At 36.1% G+C, this 19,977-nt stretch carries 20 protein-coding genes and 1 pseudogene; 9 read left to right on the forward strand and 12 right to left on the reverse strand.

What is annotated here, in order from left to right:
* The first annotated feature begins 25 nt into the window (after window positions 1-25).
* The 3 genes from accC (at window position 26) to ACJVDK_RS18940 (ending at window position 2,714) form a co-directional block, all read left to right on the forward strand.
* A complete protein-coding gene (accC, locus tag ACJVDK_RS18930) occupies window positions 26-1,516 on the forward strand; it encodes an acetyl-CoA carboxylase biotin carboxylase subunit (protein ID WP_443938229.1) in 1,491 nt (496 codons plus the stop codon).
* Window positions 1,517-1,544: 28 nt separating this feature from the next.
* On the forward strand, window positions 1,545-2,129 hold the full coding sequence (locus ACJVDK_RS18935; protein ID WP_443938230.1) for a riboflavin synthase: 585 nt from the start codon (window positions 1,545-1,547) through the stop codon (window positions 2,127-2,129).
* A gap of 123 nt (window positions 2,130-2,252) precedes the next feature.
* On the forward strand, window positions 2,253-2,714 hold the full coding sequence (locus tag ACJVDK_RS18940) for a DUF4268 domain-containing protein (protein ID WP_443938231.1): 462 nt from the start codon (window positions 2,253-2,255) through the stop codon (window positions 2,712-2,714).
* 27 nt (window positions 2,715-2,741) lie between these two features.
* Here ACJVDK_RS18940 and ACJVDK_RS18945 read toward each other — a convergent pair whose 3' ends face one another.
* The gene (locus ACJVDK_RS18945) at window positions 2,742-3,242 is read right to left on the reverse strand and encodes a YdeI/OmpD-associated family protein (protein WP_443938232.1); all 501 of its coding nucleotides are present in this window, start codon (window positions 3,240-3,242) and stop codon (window positions 2,742-2,744) included.
* A gap of 140 nt (window positions 3,243-3,382) precedes the next feature.
* Complete coding sequence (locus tag ACJVDK_RS18950) at window positions 3,383-4,534, reverse strand: tetratricopeptide repeat protein (RefSeq protein WP_443938233.1); 1,152 nt, start codon at window positions 4,532-4,534, stop codon at window positions 3,383-3,385.
* 117 nt (window positions 4,535-4,651) lie between these two features.
* On the opposite strand from ACJVDK_RS18950, the gene ACJVDK_RS18955 reads away from it, so the two are divergent.
* The 3 genes from ACJVDK_RS18955 (at window position 4,652) to ACJVDK_RS18965 (ending at window position 5,894) form a co-directional block, all read left to right on the forward strand.
* The gene (locus tag ACJVDK_RS18955) at window positions 4,652-4,948 is read left to right on the forward strand and encodes a hypothetical protein (RefSeq protein ID WP_443938234.1); all 297 of its coding nucleotides are present in this window, start codon (window positions 4,652-4,654) and stop codon (window positions 4,946-4,948) included.
* Between the two features lie 7 nt (window positions 4,949-4,955).
* Entirely contained in the window at window positions 4,956-5,546 is a 591-nt protein-coding gene (locus ACJVDK_RS18960; RefSeq protein ID WP_443938235.1) for a porin family protein, read from the forward strand.
* A gap of 78 nt (window positions 5,547-5,624) precedes the next feature.
* Window positions 5,625-5,894 carry a hypothetical protein gene (locus ACJVDK_RS18965; RefSeq protein WP_443938236.1) on the forward strand — a complete coding sequence of 90 codons (270 nt, stop codon included), beginning with the start codon at window positions 5,625-5,627 and terminating at the stop codon, window positions 5,892-5,894.
* A gap of 46 nt (window positions 5,895-5,940) precedes the next feature.
* On the opposite strand, the gene ACJVDK_RS18970 is transcribed toward ACJVDK_RS18965, so the two are convergent.
* From ACJVDK_RS18970 to ACJVDK_RS18980, 3 genes are all read right to left on the reverse strand, one after another.
* Window positions 5,941-6,876: a YihY/virulence factor BrkB family protein gene (locus ACJVDK_RS18970; RefSeq protein WP_443938237.1), complete on the reverse strand. Its 936-nt coding sequence runs from the start codon at window positions 6,874-6,876 to the stop codon at window positions 5,941-5,943.
* A 74-nt stretch (window positions 6,877-6,950) separates the two neighbouring features.
* Window positions 6,951-7,349 carry an META domain-containing protein gene (locus ACJVDK_RS18975; protein WP_443938238.1) on the reverse strand — a complete coding sequence of 133 codons (399 nt, stop codon included), beginning with the start codon at window positions 7,347-7,349 and terminating at the stop codon, window positions 6,951-6,953.
* A 52-nt stretch (window positions 7,350-7,401) separates the two neighbouring features.
* Window positions 7,402-7,614: an alkylphosphonate utilization protein gene (locus ACJVDK_RS18980; protein WP_443938239.1), complete on the reverse strand. Its 213-nt coding sequence runs from the start codon at window positions 7,612-7,614 to the stop codon at window positions 7,402-7,404.
* Window positions 7,615-7,711: 97 nt separating this feature from the next.
* On the opposite strand from ACJVDK_RS18980, the gene ACJVDK_RS18985 reads away from it, so the two are divergent.
* Window positions 7,712-7,837, forward strand: coding sequence for a hypothetical protein (locus tag ACJVDK_RS18985; RefSeq protein ID WP_443938240.1), 126 nt, complete (start codon window positions 7,712-7,714; stop codon window positions 7,835-7,837).
* A gap of 36 nt (window positions 7,838-7,873) precedes the next feature.
* Here ACJVDK_RS18985 and ACJVDK_RS18990 read toward each other — a convergent pair whose 3' ends face one another.
* The 3 genes from ACJVDK_RS18990 to ACJVDK_RS19000 form a co-directional block, all read right to left on the reverse strand.
* Window positions 7,874-9,688, reverse strand: coding sequence for a RagB/SusD family nutrient uptake outer membrane protein (locus ACJVDK_RS18990; RefSeq protein WP_443938241.1), 1,815 nt, complete (start codon window positions 9,686-9,688; stop codon window positions 7,874-7,876).
* A 28-nt stretch (window positions 9,689-9,716) separates the two neighbouring features.
* The gene (locus tag ACJVDK_RS18995) at window positions 9,717-13,067 is read right to left on the reverse strand and encodes a SusC/RagA family TonB-linked outer membrane protein (RefSeq protein ID WP_443938242.1); all 3,351 of its coding nucleotides are present in this window, start codon (window positions 13,065-13,067) and stop codon (window positions 9,717-9,719) included.
* Window positions 13,068-13,896: 829 nt separating this feature from the next.
* On the reverse strand, window positions 13,897-14,415 hold the full coding sequence (locus tag ACJVDK_RS19000) for a DUF4199 domain-containing protein (protein WP_443938243.1): 519 nt from the start codon (window positions 14,413-14,415) through the stop codon (window positions 13,897-13,899).
* Between the two features lie 181 nt (window positions 14,416-14,596).
* On the opposite strand from ACJVDK_RS19000, the pseudogene ACJVDK_RS19005 reads away from it, so the two are divergent.
* A pseudogene (locus ACJVDK_RS19005) lies at window positions 14,597-15,142 on the forward strand (GNAT family N-acetyltransferase).
* 9 nt (window positions 15,143-15,151) lie between these two features.
* Here ACJVDK_RS19005 and ACJVDK_RS19010 read toward each other — a convergent pair.
* The 3 genes from ACJVDK_RS19010 to ACJVDK_RS19020 all read right to left on the reverse strand — a co-directional run bounded on the left by ACJVDK_RS19010 (window position 15,152) and on the right by ACJVDK_RS19020 (window position 17,245).
* Complete coding sequence (locus ACJVDK_RS19010) at window positions 15,152-15,580, reverse strand: VOC family protein (protein WP_443938244.1); 429 nt, start codon at window positions 15,578-15,580, stop codon at window positions 15,152-15,154.
* A 313-nt stretch (window positions 15,581-15,893) separates the two neighbouring features.
* Complete coding sequence (locus ACJVDK_RS19015) at window positions 15,894-16,625, reverse strand: hypothetical protein (RefSeq protein WP_443938245.1); 732 nt, start codon at window positions 16,623-16,625, stop codon at window positions 15,894-15,896.
* 254 nt (window positions 16,626-16,879) lie between these two features.
* Window positions 16,880-17,245, reverse strand: coding sequence for a hypothetical protein (locus ACJVDK_RS19020; RefSeq protein ID WP_443938246.1), 366 nt, complete (start codon window positions 17,243-17,245; stop codon window positions 16,880-16,882).
* Window positions 17,246-17,469: 224 nt separating this feature from the next.
* Between ACJVDK_RS19020 and ACJVDK_RS19025 the strand changes: the two genes are divergently transcribed.
* The gene (locus tag ACJVDK_RS19025) at window positions 17,470-17,811 is read left to right on the forward strand and encodes a single-stranded DNA-binding protein (RefSeq protein ID WP_443938247.1); all 342 of its coding nucleotides are present in this window, start codon (window positions 17,470-17,472) and stop codon (window positions 17,809-17,811) included.
* 84 nt (window positions 17,812-17,895) lie between these two features.
* Here ACJVDK_RS19025 and ACJVDK_RS19030 read toward each other — a convergent pair whose 3' ends face one another.
* Complete coding sequence (locus ACJVDK_RS19030) at window positions 17,896-19,860, reverse strand: TonB-dependent receptor (protein ID WP_443938248.1); 1,965 nt, start codon at window positions 19,858-19,860, stop codon at window positions 17,896-17,898.
* Window positions 19,861-19,977 lie beyond the last annotated feature (117 nt).

The following is a 19,977-nucleotide window of genomic DNA, read 5'->3' on the forward strand; positions in this document are numbered from 1 at the left end:
CCATGCATGTAGTAGAACAAAAACGATGAAGATTTCCAAATTATTAATAGCTAATCGGGGCGAAATTGCCTTGCGCATTATGCGTTCGGCAAAAGAAATGGGCATTAAAACCGTTGCTGTTTTTTCAGAAGCCGATAGAGATGCCCTGCATGTACGCTATGCCGACGAAGCGATTTGTATTGGTCCGGCACCCTCCAGTCAAAGTTATTTGGTAGGAGAAAATATTTTGGAGGCATGTAGGCAAACCCAGGCTGAGGCCATTCATCCCGGTTACGGATTTTTATCTGAAAATGCTGCATTTGCCAAGATGGTGGCCGATGCGGGATTCATTTTAGTAGGGCCTTCACCCGAAGCCATGGAGGTGATGGGAAATAAATTATCGGCCAAAGCCGCCGCCCTTAAGTACCAAATACCCATGGTGCCCGGAACGGATGAAGCCATCAAAGATGTAGCCGAAGCCAAACAACGTGCATTGGAAGTTGGTTTCCCTATTTTGATAAAGGCCGCTGCGGGTGGTGGTGGAAAAGGCATGCGCATTGTAGAACAACCAGGTGATTTTGAAGAGCAAATGCAGTTGGCGGTAAGTGAAGCAACTTCTGCTTTTGGCGATGGCGCGGTTTTCATCGAGCGGTATGTTACCTCACCGCGTCACATCGAAATACAAATTTTAGGCGATACACACGGTAACATCGTGCATCTTTTTGAACGCGAATGTTCTATCCAACGTAGGCACCAAAAAGTAGTAGAGGAAGCGCCATCATCTGTTTTAACAGCAGAAATTCGCGAAAAAATGGGTAAATGCGCCATCGATGTTGCCCGATCGGTAAACTACACTGGTGCTGGAACCGTCGAGTTTATTTTAGATGAAAATCTTGATTTCTTTTTCCTCGAGATGAATACCCGCTTGCAAGTAGAACATCCCGTAACGGAGCTCATTACCGGAGTCGATTTGGTAAAAGAACAAATTAAAATCGCACAAGGCGAAGCATTGGGTTTTACGCAAAGCGATTTAAAAATTAAAGGTCACGCCATGGAGTTGAGGGTATATGCAGAAGATCCAAAAAATAATTTCCTGCCGGATATTGGAACACTTAAAACCTATAAAACCCCAAAGGGAAACGGTGTTCGCGTAGATGATGGATTTGAACAAGGGATGGAAATTCCGATTTATTACGATCCAATGATTGCAAAACTGATCACTTTTGGAAAGGATAGGGAAGAAGCCATGGACAGAATGCGTAGAGCGATTGAAGAATATGAGATTACGGGGATAGAAACTACGTTGGGTTTTGGTAATTTTGTGATGCAGCACGAAGCTTTTAGAACAGGTAATTTTGATACGCACTTTGTCGCAAAGTATTTTAAACCAAATTTGTTAGTTCAAGAAGACGAAACGGAAGCCATGATGGCGGCAATTGTAGCAGCACAATTTTTTAAGCAAGAAACACCAAGCCAGTCAACAAATACGAACCAGATAGCGGTTTCCGACTGGCGGAAAAATAGAATAAAAAATTAGCGCGCACATGCGCTAAAAGAAAAAATACATGTTTACAGGAATAATAGAAACATTGGGCGAAATAACCGCCATCAAAAACGAAAACACTAATATACATTTTACCATTGCATCCAAAATTAGTCAAGAATTAAAGATTGACCAAAGTGTGGCGCATAATGGCGTTTGTTTAACGGTGGTGGAACTGAATAACGGTACGCACACCGTAACAGCCATAGATGAAACGCTTAACAAAACCAATCTAGGCCATTTAAAAGTAGGAAGCAAAGTGAATTTGGAACGCTGCATGCAAATGAATGCACGTTTAGACGGACACATTGTGCAAGGACATGTCGATCAAACGGCTATCTGCGTAAAAAAAGAAGAATTGGATGGAAGTTGGGAGTTCAGGTTTAAATACGATCCTTCCGCAGGCAATGTAACGGTAGAAAAAGGTTCCGCATGTGTAAACGGCATTAGTTTAACGGTGGTTAACTCTGCTGATGATGAGTTTTCGGTATTTATTATTCCTTATACGTTTGAACATACGAATTTGCAAGAGGTGCAAGTAGGCGATTTGGTTAACCTCGAGTTTGATATCATTGGTAAATATGTGGCCCGGTTAATGGCGAAATAGTGAATAGTCAATAGTGAATAGTCAATAGTGAATTGGTCAATTAGTTAAAGGTTATCACCATCCTTCTCTTTTTGCTTTACACTCTCAACTCCAGTCCCCCAACTAAAAAACTAAAACCCCTACATGTATAGTAAAGTAGAAGCAGCACGGTTACGCCAGCAATTTTGGATTTCCTTTGGGCAATATATGAAACCTGTACCATCGGCAAGTGGTTCAACGGTACATTGGGTGAATTACCGTACAGGGCTAAAAAATATTTTCTTTAAGATGGATGTGAGCAATAAGCGGGCATTTATTGCGATTCAATTAACACATCCCGATACGGATATTCGGCATTTGATTTTTGAACAATTTGAAGAATTTAAAACGATGCTGCATGCTACGCTCAACGAAGAGTGGATTTGGGTACGCGACATGGAAGATGATTTGGGCAAAACCATCAGTCAAGTTTATATCGATTTAACCGGAGTAAGCATTTTTAACCAGCAGCATTGGCCCGATTTAATATCGTTTTTTAAACCCAGAATAATCGCCCTAGATGAATTTTGGGACAATGTAAAACCAGTTTTCGAAGATTTGGTTTAATGAGTTATGTTTTTGAAAGTCAGATTATTACTCCAAATTACTCTTCGATAGAGGATCTCGACCAATAAATCGCTCTTTACCCAGTAAAAAAGCAAGTGCTTTACTAATATTCCGTTGAGTCTTTTCTGCTGTTTTTAAACGAGCGATATACCGGACGATTTCTCGTTGTAAAGAAGGAGTTAACGCATCAAAAATGGCTTTGGCTTCGGGATGCTTTTGTAAAGCCTCTTCAAATGGTCGAGAAACAGGAGTAAGCTTTTCTATCGGATTAAATTCAATGGTTATTTTGATGGTTTCGCCAATTTTTTTAGGAGAATCTTTAAGCATTGTACCATTAATGTACAAGCGCCAAGCACCTGAAAATTTTACTAAAGTTTGGGTATAGGCTTGGTTGTTAATTTCGCCTTTAATTGGGATAGGCCCTTTATCTTTTCCGGCCTGTTTAAAAATATTGGCTAAAATAGTATCAGGTACCTGAATGTAGGGGTTAATACCAATAAGTTCAATTTTAGCATCAATGGGTTTCATCAAAATAAAGCTAGCGTTTTAAATTAAAATACCGAATTTATTCTATTATCGCTTTGCGACCATTCTGTAAGATAGCTTTTTTGGTTAAAAAAGGGTGTTGTTTGCAGGTAGAAAGATAAGGCTAATAAACTTTCCTTAAGTTAATTAGATAGATTTAACTGTTCAATTCTTTTTTTCGTAAAGTTAATCTCCTCCTCATCTTTTTCTAAATCAGGATTACTTTTAAGATAAAGTTGATAATATTTTTTTGCTGATTTTACCTGTTTGTATTTTGTATCATATAAAATGGCCAAACGATAATATAACACAGGCTCGGCATTAAATTGTAAACCCTTCAAATAAGCTGCCTTTGCTGAGGCGTTTTGATTTTTGTCCTCGTAAGTCAGACCCAAAAGAGCGTAATAGTTAGGGATATTTGGCGAAATTCCTTCACCAATGGTTTTCTTTGCATAAATAGTTGCCATTGACCAATTTTTTAACCCTCGGTAACATAAACAGGTGTAATATAAAGTACCTTCATTTTGCATGGCCATCCCTTCCAATAATTTAAATAGATCTATTGACTTTTGATAGTTCTTGGTAAAATAATAGGCTATAGCTACGTTTTTAGTGACATTGGCATCCGATTCAGTTTTTAATATTTGCGTACCCGAGCGTATTACTTCTTTATATTTTTTTAATTTAAGGGCAATATCAAGTATCGCTTTTTGAAGGATTAAATTACCCGTATCAGCTTTTATAGCAACATCTAATGTGCTGTAAGCATTTTCTGGCTTTTGCCAAAGCATATATTCATCTGCTAAATCACTCGCAACATCGCTTTCTGTAGGATTTATTTGGTTAGCTTTTTTTAAGAGCATAAGCTTTACCGAATCTTTTGTGTGAATATATAAATTAGCTAAAGCTTTATAAGCCATAAAATTGTTGCTGTCTATTTTAACTATTTCACCAAAATAACTTTTGGCATTTTTCGTGTTGCCTCTTCTTGCACTAATATTTGCTAAACTGAATAATATGGATAAATTTTTAGGTTGTTGCTGATGGGCAATTTGATATTGTTTCTCGGCTTCGGCAGTATTTCCAGCCATTAAATAACAATATCCGATTTGTGTAACTACTGTAAAAGGAGGTGTATGTCCGCTTTCAAATTTTTTTAAGTATATTATAGCATCCGCATAGCGTTGATTTTGGTATAAATCAAATAATTTTTCTTTATCAATTGATTCAGCGTTTTGGGCAAATCCTGCATAGCTAATCAGTAAAGAGATAGTAAAGATGACTAGGTTTTTCATTAAACTTATTTTAAACTAAGTTATTAGTTGAAAAATTATACTCCAAATTTTTGTCGAAATAAAACAAAACAAATGTTGTGAGGTTTATTAGTTGGAACAATTTAAAAAACAGGAACTATGAATACTTTAAAGAAATTTGAATTGATGGAAAAGATCGTGCGTGAATTAGAAGATTTACAAAATTCTCAACAAGCACTGGTTCAAAAAATTGGCAAAATTGAGGTAGATAATATCGAGTTGAGCGACAAACGCTTAGAAAAAGATTTGCCTGATATGCATCAAAGATTATCGGATAATTTAGAAACAATTGTAGGAATTTTAGCGTATTTTGCAGAAAAAACACAAAACTTCGGCGATAAAAATAATATCGATGCTTTGAAAGAGCAAGAAGCTATTAACAATGCAACAAATTAATCAAATAATGAAATCTTTAAAATTAACACTTATTGCTTTATTCGTTGGCTTTTATGCCCATGCACAGGTTGTTCCTTCTTTTCAGATGGGCATAAAGGCCGGTTTAAATTTCGCTAAATTTAAAAGTGAAAACACATTTGACAGCGACAATCGAGCAGGCATGTACGGCGGTTTGTGGGCACGATTAGGAGGAGCTGGTATTCACTTTCAACCAGAATTGTACATAACCGGTAAAAAGACCAAATTGATTAGTAATGCTACCGGAGAAGAAAACAAGGTGGGTTTTACCAGTTTGGATATTCCTTTGTTAATTGGTACTAAGTTAGGAGCAGCAGGGGTGGGCCTTCGCTTAAATACTGGACCGTTGTTCTCATTTGTTTTAGATGAAAAACAATCTTTTAATCAGGCTACCGGAAATATCTTTAGGGGAGTGTTTAAAAATCAGACCTATGCGTGGCAATTTGGGGCAGGTGTAGACATTAAGCGTCTAAATTTTGATGCCCGTTACGAATTGGGATTATCAAAAGTAAACAAAGAAGGTTATCCAAATACGAAGCTAAATCTATTTACTATAGGTATTGGGTATCGGATATTTTAAAATTTTTAAGAATCTAGTTCTTAGTAGGTTAAATGGTACGAAAATTGTTTAACTTTGAACTACTAACCGAATATCATAATGAATTTAAAAGAATTATTGCTAAAAGGGCAAAATTTTATCGCCTTGCTAAATCAATTACGTATTGATGCTAAAGATCTAATTATCAGAGACGAAGAAATGATTTTTAATGAAAAGCAGAAGAGTGGTTCAGATGTGATTACAAAATCGGTTTTTATGGAAGGTAAAAATGGAGAAGGCTCTATTAATTTATTTGGAAGGCTGCATTTTAATCTATTAAATAAACTAGCTGTTTTCGAAATGGAAGGCTACGAGAAAGTAGTATCTTAATCGAAAGATGTACTAAAATGAATGAGGCAAATGTTTTTTATTTGCCTCATTTTTTTTGGCTTAAAGTTGTATGCTCCACTTGAGTAAGCTCATACGCAAAGTACCCGTTCTTAGGTTCAATAGGTGTTTGGCGTTCGGTACTTAAGGCTTTGATAAACGATGCGCCAAAGTAAAAGATAAGTGAAGAATAGAATACGAACAGCATAATTACAATAATAGAGCCTGCTGAACCGTATACGCTTCCAATATTGCTTAGGGGCAATAAAATGCGCAACAAATATTTTCCTATCGTAAACAAACATCCAGTAAAAAAACCGCCTGAAAAGGCAATTTTCCAAGTGGGGCGACCATTGGTTAGAAAGCGAAATAAAATGCTAAACCACGTGGTTACAATGGTAATAAACACCAATTGATTGGTAATCGAGGTGATGACAAGACCCAATGAAGGAACGCCCGTTTTTAAGTACGACCCAATAATTGCCTGAACACTGTCGGCAAGCATGCCAATAAAAAATAAAATACCCGCCAATAGAATAATAACAACCGATATTGCACGCGATTTTAAGGTGAAAACAATTCCTTTTCTACTTTCAGAACCGATGTTCCAAATTTGTTCAAGTGAGTTTTTAATAATGTTGAACAACGTAGTCGCCACAAATAAGAAAAAAATAAAACTAAAAATGGTAACGTACCACGATTGATGGATATTCCGAATATTTCGCAGCGTTAAACGAATTTGTTCGGTGCTGTTATCATCTAAAATATTACCCAAATGTTTGAACAGATTTCCAACCAAGGCACGTCTATCGGTAAACATTCCAAATAGCCGAATCAAGATAATCAAGATAGGAGGGAGTGCAAAATTTGCAAAAAAAGCAGTGGCTCCGGCAAGTCTTAAAGGATCATTTTTTTGGAATAAAATAAAAGCCTTATGGACAGTGGAGAAAAAGAATTGAGTATCTTTTTTAAAGGTTTTGAACATCCTTAAATGATAAATAAAAAGCTCGAAAGTACTAAAAATAGTTTATTCGAGCTATTTAGGAATGTTAATAAAGGTTAATTTACCTTACTGAAAACCAATAAAGGCTTGTCTTCCTGCAGTAAAGTTAATTTTCCGTCTTTAACGTTTGCTTTGTTTACTTGATTCAATGCTTTTAAATAAGCAGATTCAGCGGCAGCTGAGTTTTTACAAAACATTTTTGTTCCGAAAATATTCTTTAAAGTCAGTTTTCCATCAACGATTTCGCCTTGACCGCCATAATTATTACAGAAAGATTTTCCACTAATTTTTAAGCTATCAGCGATGTTTAAAGTGGCTTTTGCATCGCTAGGCAATGTGTTTCCAGGAAATTCGGTTAATTCCCATTTGGTATTTTTGAGTGCTTCGGCATCTGTTTTCTCTAAGCAGGCACTAAAAAGACAAATTGCGGCAATAAAAAAGAATAGTTTTTTCATGATTTCAAAATTTTACATTGATTAACAAAAACTAAACCAGCTTCCTAATAAGTTAGTTTTTTTTCTTTAAGAATTCTGTTTTTAAAACAAGAGTTGTCCCGTTCACACGACCTTCAATGGCTTTAGGGTCATCTGTTAGTCGAATATTTTTAATGGCCGTGCCTTGTTTTAAATCGCCCTGCATTCCTTTTACTTTTAATGTTTTAATCACTGTAACGGCATCGCCGTCCGCTAAAATGTTGCCATTGCTGTCTTTTACTTCCATAGTGTTGATGTTAAATGAACATACGAAATTAGAATTTTCAGCTATATAAAAGGAATAATGGTTTTAATTTGTTTAATCGGCATACCTTTTCTTAAGAATGAGTGCCGATAAAAAGGAAATTAATATTCCAACGGGTAGAATTGATTTAGGCGATTTAGTCGTACAATTTCCTAAAGGAATTGTGAGTTCAAAAGGAACGTATTGGTTGACAAGCAAACTATAAAAAAAGAGGTTGCCGTAACAACCTCTTTTTTTTAAGCTACCAGTCCGGCGATTGGTCGAGTTTATCATTTAGAACACGTTCTTGTGTTGGAATTGGTTCTATATAATATTTATTCAGCCAACCTGCTGTTGGACCAAAAAAAGTGACATATCCAATCGAAGATCCTCCTACAATTTTAAGTTTATTGCCAAATTCGGCATTATTCACACGAACACCTGTTGGTTCTCGATTTAAGTAGCTTCCTTTTTTCCAGCGTTTTATATCATTAAATCTGAAGCCATCGCCCATAAGTTCTACTCTACGTTCTCGCCTAATTTCCCAAAGTATTGGGTCTACGGATAAATCTCTTTTTGGATCAAATCCTGTGGTGATATCACTCACAGTCATTGGCGGTAGATTAGTTCTAGTTCTTAATTTGTTAATCGTTTGGTTTGCAATGCTTTGATTGAATGTTCCGAGTTCAAACATAGCTTCAGCATAGTTTAACCAAACTTCCTCTATTCTAAATAATGGGCAATCTGTGGTAGAGTTATTTTTTGAATCAAGGGGATGGCGGTTATAATTTTTCCAATAAAGGTAGCCCAGCTCTGATACAGCTTGTGGTTGGCCTGCATTGAAAACCCTAAAATGGGGGGAGGTGCTTATTACTGTTCCCGTAGCCATGGTGTTACTCCATTGGTACATAGGTAATTGCTTGTCAATTGGCCCCGTAAGGCTAGCCATTATATTAATGTATTCTGCATCAGCCGTATTGCTTGTTTTAGTCCATGTGTAGTTTGGACTCCCCACTATTACTTTATACGGTGGTAGTACTGTAAAGTATAATCTAGAATCTCTATTTCTAAATTCGGTATACATGTTTTGGTCACCAGCATATAAGGTACTGCTGCCAATAGGTTTTCCGTCAGTACATAGATAGCTCTCTACGGCATCTTTTGTTACATCTACTGCAGTTGAAGTACTTCCTAAAAAGCGCACATTCGAGTGACTTGTTAATTCAGCAGTATATTCTTTATATAAAATTATTCCCGGTTGACCACTTAAATTTTCGCTATTGTACACCAAATTATAGCTTGACATACAGCTACCAAAATTAGTCATCAATTTTTCAGAAAAGGTTTTGCATACATTCAAATACATATTTGCATCCGGCAGGCCGTGATACTTTTGCCAAGTGCCCTCAAATAAGCCAAATCTTGATAATAATGCTCTTACAACGTGAACATTAATGGTGTTATTCCCATCTCCCTCCGGTTTTATATGCGATTCAGCAAAAGTTAAATTATCTAAAATATTTTTTGCTACTTGCGCTCGGGGAGTACGCGGGGCGAAGAGAACATCTGTGGAGGTATCAGTAAGTGCATGCTCAACCCACGTGACATCTCCAAAAGCGGCTAATAAATCGTAATAGCGCAAAGCTCTAAAAAAGTATCCAACACTTCGCCAATGATCTTTGTCTCGCTGATTCATGATTGACTTATCAATATTATCGAGCATAATATTTACCGATCTAATATAGGTGAAATTCCAGCTAGCCACACTAAGTGAGTTGGTGGCAGATCCTGTTGTAGGAAGCGTTTTTGTTTGGTATGCGTATGGAGATTGACTGCCATTAATGGTGCGAGCCAAATTATCAGAGTATGCTTCGTTCTGATTAATGTTTTGCGCATATCCGGTGCCATAACCGTCAAAATAGTCATATAGATTCCAAGCATAGGTTTTAAAATTTTCGCTGGTTAAAAATACTGTTTCTTCAGTTAGCTCTTTAGTAGGAGTCCTATCTAAAAAGCCTTTCTTGCAACCTAGATATACCAATGGCATTAGGAGCAGTAAATATCTTAATTTTTTCATTTTGGTAATTTTTTAAGTATAATTCTAATTAAAAAGTAAGATTCAATCCGAAAGATATCTTTCTAAGGTAAGGGTATCCTAACCCATTTGAAATATTTGATATTGAGGGATCCAGTCCTTTTGGGTAATGGCTAAAAGTGTATGGATTTTCTACACTACAGAATACTCGTAGATTTGAAAGGGCAATTTTTTTAATCAGTATTTCAGAAAAAGTATAGGCTAGGCTCACATTGCTAATTTGAAGAAATGCTGCATTCATGGTGTATCGGCTCTGTTGACTTTGATTAATGCTTTGATTTCCGGTTCCATTATCATATAATCTTCCGTAAAATGCATCGGTATTGGATGGTGTCCAATAATCTAGCTGATGCTGGTAAATTGGTGTAAAGCCATCAAAGTTTGGAAAGGTTAATGCCGAGGCAATAAAATCTTCACGTTTACCTACCCCTCTTAGCACAAAACTAAAATCAATATTTTTATAACTGATTCCCCCACTAACCCCAAATTGATAACGTGGTGCGCTGTTTCCAATAATTTTACGGTCTCCAGGGTCATTTAATGTAGATGAATTTGGTCTAACAATTCCATCACCATCTAAATCTTTAAACAAAACGTCACCCGGATTAAGAGCGGTTTGACCTTGGCGAATTGGGATTCCTGGTTTTAAGGTGCCTCCTTTAAGGTCGGCATTTAATGTGCCAGGCATAAAATCATCTACTGTTAATAGTCGGTCTGTTTCATATCCCCAAATTTCGCCAATTTGTTGTCCCACATAATACGTGTTTAACAAATTATTTGGGTTTCCTCCAAATTTAGTGATAAAGCCTTTTGAATCGTATAAATTTGCGGAGATACGATAGTGCCATGCATCACTAATTTTGTCAGCCCAATTCAGTTGAATTTCGTATCCTTTTGAACGTAAACTCGCTGTATTTTGTAAAGGTGCTTGAGTGCCAAGTACACCGGGAAGTGGAATGGCGCCTGGAGCAAGGATATCTTCAGTATCGCGTTGGTACCAATCGAATGAACCCGAAAGCCTGTTATTAAAGAATGCAAAATCTACCCCTATATCCAGTGTTTTTACACTTGACCATGTAAAATCAGAACTGATTAGTCCAGGGGAATCTAAGCTTGGAATAAATGCACCTGATCCATTTAGCCAACTCGGTTGTAAAGGACTTAATGTAGGGGTAAATGCATAGGGGCTAATTGATTGATCGCCCACCTGCCCTAAAGATGCTCTTAACTTAAATACATTCATAAAGGGTAAAGTGTTTTTAAAGAAATCTTCTTCACTAACTACCCAACCAACCGATCCGGATGGGAAAAAGCCAAATCGGTGATCGATAGGGAATTTAGAAGACCCGTCATACCGACCGTTAAGTTCCAAAAGGTATTTGCCCTTATAGTCGTAGTTAAATCTACCAAAATACCCAACTAATGAGAATGCAGTATAATCATTGGTTAAGCTTATTACCCCAGTAGCATTCTCTAAACTTGGAAAATTAGGTGAAATTTGACCTGATTTACTACTTGAAAAAGAAGAAGTAATTGACTCTTCTTGATTGTATCCAGAAAGTATTGATAAATTATGATTACCAAAACTTTTCTTATAGTTAGCAAAAACGTTAAGTGCTTTATAATTAATTGTTTCGGCTTTTAGCTCATACACACCATTTCCTGTACTTTCTACCTGATAATTGGTAGGCCTTGTTGTGATTAATTGTTTGTTGTAGTTTTCTTCGTTCGTTTTTACGTTGTCGTAGGTAAACTCTCCTGTAACAGTTAAGTTTGGTAGTGGTTTTAAAATTCCCCGCCCAGTTAGTCGTATATCATCTTTTTTAATAGTAGTCGGGAAGCCATTAATTACCTTTTGCTTCGGTGTACCATTAATATTTGTAGTACCGTCCGATGCCGTTAACATAGTTGAATTTACTAATAGCGACGGGAATCTGGCAGCATCAGCAAAGCCATTGTTTGCAGGGCTTATTGTATTAGAATTAAAATAACTTGCGTCTAATTGAGTGGTAAACCATTTTGAAATATCGCTACTTATGAAAGAACGTACATTGTAGCGATTAAATTTGTCTTGGTTGGCCTCAGGTACGATAATTCCCTTCTCATTTATGGCTCCAAGTGAGATACGATAGTTTGTTTTTTCGGAACCACCGCTTATAGATAAATTGTTTTGAAATTGAGGCACTGTGTTTCCCAATAAATCATCCATTGCTGAAGTAGGAGTAACAGCATAAATCGCACTTCCCACTTTTCTGTCGCCCGTTGGAAATTGTGAGGGATCTGCTTTGTATTGGCTATATAAATCAATCCATGTATCCACGTTCTGACCCGACCAATAATTTACGGTGCCCATATCTTTCAAAGCCTTTAAAAAATCATCCGGAGATGATATTTGAGGTAAATTAATTGGGCTAGCAAATATAAGATTGTTGCTGAAGTTTAATTGTGTTTTTTGATTGGCTTTGCCTTTTTTTGTCGTGATTAAAACAACGCCGTTTGCAGATCTACCTCCGTAAATCGCTGCGGAACCCGCATCTTTTAAAACGGTAACGGTTTCAATATCATTTGGATCTAGCAAATTTAGCCCACCTTGAAATGGCACATTGTCAACTAAAATGAGCGGACCACCAGAAACGATTGAATTGCCTGTGGTATTTAAACTTGTAGCCCCTCGAATGTTTAGGTTAGTACTTGCCCCGGGTTGCCCTGATCCGATTCCCACCGATAGGCCGGGAACCGCATTTTGGAGTAGTTGAGAGGTCGTACTAACCGGGCGATCGCCTAAAATTTCATCCATTTTAACGGTTGAAACAGCGCCTGTTACTTTCGTCTTGCTTTGTGTGCCATATCCAATAACGACTACCGAATTAAGTGATTCTGTATTTTCTTCTAAATGAATGGAGATGTTATTGCTATTTCCCACAATAATCTCTTTTGGTTGATAGCCCGTATAGCTGATTATAAGAATATCTCCAACATTGGCATTTATTGTAAATTTTCCGTTTATATCGGACATGGTTGATTTAGTTGTGCCTTTCACTTTTATACTGGCTCCGGGTAAGGGAGCATTGTCTTTATCTACTATGGTTCCTTTAAAGTCAATACGTTTATACAAAATATTGGCTCTGTGTGAAATGGTACTTGCTTTTGGTAAAGTATATAAAGAGTTGCTGGCTCGCTTTTTATGCGCCTGAACAGTATTTCCAATAACAATTAAAGTGGAAAACAATATTGTGCCAATACCAACGGTAGCTTTTTTTGATAATTTTAAATAATCAGGTGACTTATTTAGTAAATTTTTAGAGTTTTTTTTGGGCGAATTGCACGAATAGTACATCCAATTGAACATGGTAATTTTCATACGTAATAGTTTTGGTTTTTAGTAGGTTTAATATGTTCTAAGTATTTTGTAGCAGATTCTACACCACACTTAAGGCTAGATTAATAGAGATTTTATAACATAAGGCCTCCTCTCTAAAAGATTAAAAAAACAGAAAATTTTGCCCTAAATAATTAGAAAGCAGAAATAGGATGTGGGTTAGAATTTTTTACAGCGCTTACTTTTTTGGAGTCTTAAATAGCAATTGCTGAAATGCTTTAGTTAAATTTAATTCCGCAATAAAGTATAAAAAAGAGTTTGCAAATACTGTAGATTCTTGCAGTTTGTGACGGTTTGTGGGTTACTAAATGCCATAGGTATACAATAGGTTAAATAAGGATATTATATTTATATACAAACGAATGACCTATAAACTATTTATTTGTTTTTAAGACGCAAAGATTGTATTTGTTTTAGTATAACTTTTTAGGGAATGACTTATTGGATTGTTTTGTAATAAAAAGATATTCATTAATACGGGTTAAAATTTTGCTGAAAATACAAAATGTGGCCCAAAAAAAATCAATTATTCTTCTAATATATTGCAAAAACGCACGGTTAATTCTTTCTCTGTTAAGTTATTGAAAATAAATGTACACTTTTATTATAATTTTATACTTATGCTTTTTATTTTTTTTTGAACCGAGTATTTGAGTTAATTTGTAACATAGAATTTCTCAACCGTCAAAGTTAGCAAGGTATTTAATATGTAAATCTATTAGAAAATAAAAGCCCTTGTAATTTATCAAAATCCATGTTGTTGCTTTTTCAATTATTTAGGTTAGAAGCTCCGAGTATGAAGTTGTACACATTAGGCGGTTTTTCTCTTTAAAATCAAAGCCGATAAAAACGAAATTAATATTCCAACGGGTAGAATCTCCATATACGTATATAAAATAATCATGAGTGGATTTTTATACAACGCTTTATAATGATCCATTTCTTTTGTTTTTTCGGCCATTGCTGCAGCCGATAAACCTTCTTTTCTGGCTTGATTAAGCATGTGTTCGGTAAATCTGTCCATGTAATCGGGTACGAAGAAATGAAAATCAATTAGCCAGGCAACCACATATATTGTGGAAGCAATAAAACTAATGTAGAAGCCAATGAGGAAGCCTTTTCCAAAAGAAACGATTCCGCCATTTAGCTGGTCGCGGTATTGTTTAATCCCTACAAAAATAAAGATGAAACCCACTAACATGGCACCGAATCCCAGGTACATGCTGGTGTCGTAATTGGTGTTTTCATCGCTCTGCGAAATACTTAAAAGCATAACCGAAGCGGCTATCAAACCGGCATAGAGACCGTTTAAGAAGACAATTTTTTTCATAATGAGGGAGTTATATTCGAATATACGGATAAATTAATGGAAAACGCGGTAAGAATAATTTGGTTCTATCTATTTGATTAATAGTGCTTTGTTTTAGTTTTTGCGCTGCTTTAGTACGAATATCAAAAAGAATAGATAAGTTGCAATTTAATTCTTTAAGAAAAAAACTAAAAGATAGCATATGCAAGTTTTTGTCGAAACAGCGCGATTCATTTTACGTGAGATTTTACCTACAGATGAAGCAAGCATGTTTGCCCTTGACTCAGATCCGGCAGTTCATTTATATTTGGGTAATAAACCGCTTGTAGAGCTGAAACAAGCAGAAGAAAGTATTGCGTTTATTCGGAAGCAATATGTTGAAAACGGCATCGGCCGATGGGCAATTGTAGATAAAAAGACGAATGATTTTATGGGTTGGACGGGACTAAAATTAATAACTGAACGTACGAATGGACGGCTAAACTATTATGATTTAGGTTATCGTCTTCTTCAAAAATACTAGGGACAAGGAATTGCTTTTGAGACGGGCCTTGCAGTACTGAAGTATGCTTTCGAAACAATCGGGACTTCCGAAGTGTTCGCTATTGCCGATTGCGAAAATCAGGCTTCTAATAAAATTCTTCGAAAATTAGGCTTTTCGTATGTTGAGGTGTTTGACTACATGGGGGTGGAGCACAATTGGTATGCGCTCCAGAAGAACGATTGGCAGCGCCTTGCTGCTAAGTAGGATAAGAACCTATTCTTCAGTGCTAAAGCTAATCATCCATTCAATACCATATTTATCTCGGAACATACCAAAGTAAGAACCCCAAGGGCTATCTTGAATCGGCATTTCAACTGAACCATCTTTCGATAGCATGGTAAATAAGTGATCGGCTTCTTCCTTGCTTTCCGTGCTTACTGAAATCTTAGACCTATTCTCCATTTCATTTACCTGTCCCAATACTTCTGGAACGTCGCTTCCCATTAAGATATTGTTTTGACCGATGGGTAATGCGATGTGCATGATCTTATTTCCTTCTTTTTCATTAACGGAAGCCGCTTCGTTTGAAAAATCTTTGAATCTAACTACCCTAACAAAATCTCCACCAAAGGCTGATTTATAAAAATGAAAGGCTTCTTCAGCGTTACCATTGAAATGGATGTATGGATTAATCTGTGCCATAATGAACTTTATATACTAATTTACAGTATATTATTTTAATATTTTGAATAATTATCTTAATTTTTTGCACGTGTGGGTGTTCGGTAAAAAAGAGTATGCCTATTGCGGTGATCTTTTATTAGCTTTTGCTTTGTCACTTACAAAGGGCGATTCTTAAGATCGCCCTTGTGAAGACCGGTAGTTCAAACGGAGGCCACTTTCTTAGATGAATGCTCGGAACAATCAAACAAATAAGCATGCCTAGGTTTATGGCTGAATTTCCTTCTATGTTTGCCATTTGTCTTATATGTAAGGTGCCGGTTGTTAATAGCGATTAGAATGTAAATCCTAAGGTAATATCTATAGCACCAAAATTTTCGTTGCTAGCATTGTATCTCAAAATTCCATATTCTGCGTAGTAATAATTATAAACCTTTAATTTTTGAAGGTCGTAGCCAGCAGCAAGGTTTAATGAATTTCTTTTTGAGACTTTAAAGCTTGCACCAACTGTTGGATTGATTAGAAATCCACCATTTCCAAAACTGTCCTTTGTGTTGAATGAATAACCAATTCCCATTGCAATATACGGTGCAATGTCTTTGTCAATAATTTTGGCTCTAAAATCTGCAAATACGGGTATTAATGTAGCTTTCGCATCGAAATATTGACGTATTCCTGTTCCTATACCTGCATACAAATATGGGCTGAATTGATAACCATTGATAATATTTACCTTTAGTCGATCCATTTTGTATGTACCAACTCCAATTTGGTAACCAACTTCAGCTATTCCTTTGTAACCTTTCTTAAAATTAGTAGAATAAGTAGAGTTTTTACTTTGATTTTTTGCTTGCTCTTTTGTTATTTTATCAATTTCATCAAATTGATAAACAAAAACATTTTTATCAGCAGTTTCTATTTTTAAAGATTTATTGGGGATTTGTTCAATGATTATCCCTCTTAAAATGCTTCCATTTTTGAGGTATACAACATCTTGATACTGGCTTTGGCCAAAAGTTAGTGAGGTGATTAGGGAGAATAAAAGTACTATTAAATATTTTTTCATTGTAGTGTGTGTATGTGTCTTACTCGTTTGGCTTTTCAGTTTCGCCCAGTTTTTTAAAGTGGTACATGCTCCACAATATTTAAAAATTTACGAAATGGTTAGGCTGTTAAAAGGGTGGTTCTCTTAGATGTTTCATGGCGATGGTTTTTTAATTATTTAATTGTGTATTTAAGTTCTTGATAATTTGTGTACTGCTTGAGTTGAACCATGTCTCAACAGCAAGCGCATAAGCTGCGCAGATAGCATGCTGATTATTAATTCTTCGTTTTGCTTTCTTCTTTTTTTACGAGTAGAAAATTTTTGTTTTCAAGGGCAAGAATGCCAAATTCGTAGCAAAAGGTATAGCTATTACCCGTTTGGGTTTGATAGGTATGTGTATAGTAGTTGAAATTAAAACCAGCGTCAATGAGTTTTTTTTCGCTAACTTTTGTTTTTCCATCCGGATTTAGTTTCGCGAGAATGCGTCGATTCTTTTTTAAAATAGCGTTAATCCATCGAACGATGGAATCGTCTTCGGATTTAATGCGGTTGTTGTAGTTGTTGCGACAGGCATCGTCACAGAATTTTTTGTCGGATCTACCTATAATCAGGCTTCCACAATCTAAGCAAGTTCGTTCCATAATAATTTGGGATTTATCATGGGATGATGCCCAAAAATAATAAAAATATCAAAACACCAAAGAGCTTTTAGGTGTCTGAGAACTGTTTATCCGTTTTTAAACGCTTATAAACGACTATAACTACTTATTGTACGAATAAGTTTTATTTCCCTTCTCACTTTTGTATTGTCGGCAGCGATGAGAGCTGTTGGTCGTTAATTAGTAGAAACTTAAAATCATAGAAAATGGAAAATTCAATTAACAAAGTGGTATTAACAGGTTATGCAGGAGCAGATGTAGAATTAAAACAATTGTCGGGGAATTTAAAATTAGCACGTGTAAATCTTGCAGTCAACGAATATTATAAAAATGCCATTGGCGAAGACGTGAAAAAGACACAATGGGTAAGTTTAGTTTTTTGGAATGCCAAAGCGGAGCTTGCTGCTAAAATTAAAAAAGGGTCTAAAGTAACCATTGAAGGTCGGTTACAAACGAATAGCTTTGAGGGAAAGGATGGCGTGAGGCGTTACACCACTGAAATAGTTGTAAACGATGTTTCGGTAAAAGAAGAAGAAATAGTGAATTAATAAACGCATAGAAGTTTATTTAAAAAAACGTTAAATCGATGCCTACTCGAGAAGCCTTATTTGATCGTTCATCAAATAAGGCTTTTATAGATTTAGGGACAGACCTGTGTAGAAATTCCTAGTAGCAGCGGGATTAAAATAACGGCTATTTGCGGCATTTAAATCGTTTCCTAAACTGTACGATTCATTTAAAAGGTTATTGATTCCGGCATACAGCTCTAGTTTAGAGCCACCAATCTTAAAACCTCTAATTCCTGTTTTTAATTCAATCAGGTGGTATTTTCTAGCATAAACGCTATTGGCATCATTTAAGGGTATGCTCGATGTGTAATTGTGTTGTGCAAAAAAATAGAAATTCTGCTTAAAATTAAATTCTAAGCTACTCACCAAAACATTTTCAGGTACACCCGTTAGTTTATTGCCAGAATAATCTATGTTGGCATTCTTATAGTTTTTAAAAGAATAGTTGCTGTAGGTGTAACTGTTTTTTAACTGTATTTTGTTTAAGAAAGCGTGGTTTTTATTCAAAATAGCCCAGGACAATTCCGCTTCAAAACCGTTCTGATTGGTACCACCTGCATTTATGAAATATTCAGTGTCATTGGCATCTAATCTCCGCACAATCGCATCTCTTAATTGAAAATTAAAAAGATTGGCGGCAAGATATAGGCGATTATTTTCCGTTTTAAAGCGGACACCAATTTCATAGTTCCAGCCTTTTTCTGCTTCTAGATCGGTATTTATTGTATTGTTAGAGGAACGAATTTCGGCTAAGGTAGGGGTTGCGTATCCTTGACTAACAGAGGCTCTAACAGAAAATGAAGGATTCAGTAAATACGATAGAGCAAATTTAGGCATTAAATGAACATCGAAGGTTCTTTTCTGTTCAGAAATTGCAACAGGATAGAAACTTTGGTACGTATAGCGAAAGAAATTTATACTCGAAGATAACTCCGCTAAAAGAGTTTTTTGGATGTCGAAATTAAGGAGGAAGAACGCAAAATTCTGATTAGCGTTTAAATCATCATTCGCTTGCAAAGTTGTGGCTACTCCACCCTCATTGTCGAAGTTTTTTACGATTGTCTGCGTTCTTGAACTTTCTAATCCTCCTTGAATTTTAAAATTGTAAAAATCATGGTTGTTAGAAAATTCTAAAAATGTCCGGAAGCCCAGCGTATTTTCATACCGCTTTTCATAATTGGTGATAAAAGGATTTTTAAAATCGGTATAGGAACCAAATAAAGCAAGTACATGCTTAAATTGCTTGCTTATTTGATAACTATTAGACAATCCTGCAAATAGCGTTTTGTTATAAATTGCTGCTTGTTGTGCAGTTGCACCAGGTAAACTTGCTGTTGCAGGTCTCGCTTGTTGCGGATTTTGTTCCATCTGAATGGCTGTTAATCCCCCGGGAGTTTGATAGCGTAAATCGCTATAAAAAAGAAAGAAATTTAATAAACTGGATGTATTATAACCCCATTGGTGATTGGTTAAGAAATACTTTCGGTTCATGCCACTATTTTCTCTATAACCATCGCTGCGCTGGTAGCCTTGATTTATTGTAAAACGGTAATTTTTATACCGATGTTGAATACCTGCTGTTTGTTGAAATAATCCAAACGAACCCGCGGTTACGGAAGCTTGTATCATGGATGGTATTTCAATCGGTTTTAATAGCATGCTACCACCCGTATTGGCACCAAAAATACTTGCTTCTGGTCCTTTATAGATTTCTAAATTGCCAATTACTTTGGCATCTAAAAGATTTAAATAGGTATTTCCACCGGCATCAGTTAACGGAAAGTTGTCAAAATAAATTTTAACATTTCTAATCCCGAAAGGCGAACGGAGTAAGCTACCTCGCATGGATAAACGGTAGCTTCCGGGAGATCGCTCTTCCATTCTTAAACCCGGAACTGTATTTAAGGTACTTACTAAGGATGTATTCGATTGGTTACGCACAACACTAGTATCTATTAAATTTACCGCCGAAACGCTGCGGATAATAGGTTGGCTGTTGTAATACCCCGTAATATGCAGATCCTCCAATTTTTTTATGCTATCCGTTTTTAGAACTTGAGCGGATGCCCTGATCGATAAGCAAACAAGAAAAGCAACGTAAAATAATTTCAAAGGGGTGATTTTAGGGGCGATTAAAGCGAGGAA

The sequence above is a fragment of the Pedobacter paludisoli genome (assembly GCF_052344095.1).
Taxonomy (GTDB): Bacteria; Bacteroidota; Bacteroidia; order Sphingobacteriales; family Sphingobacteriaceae; genus Pedobacter.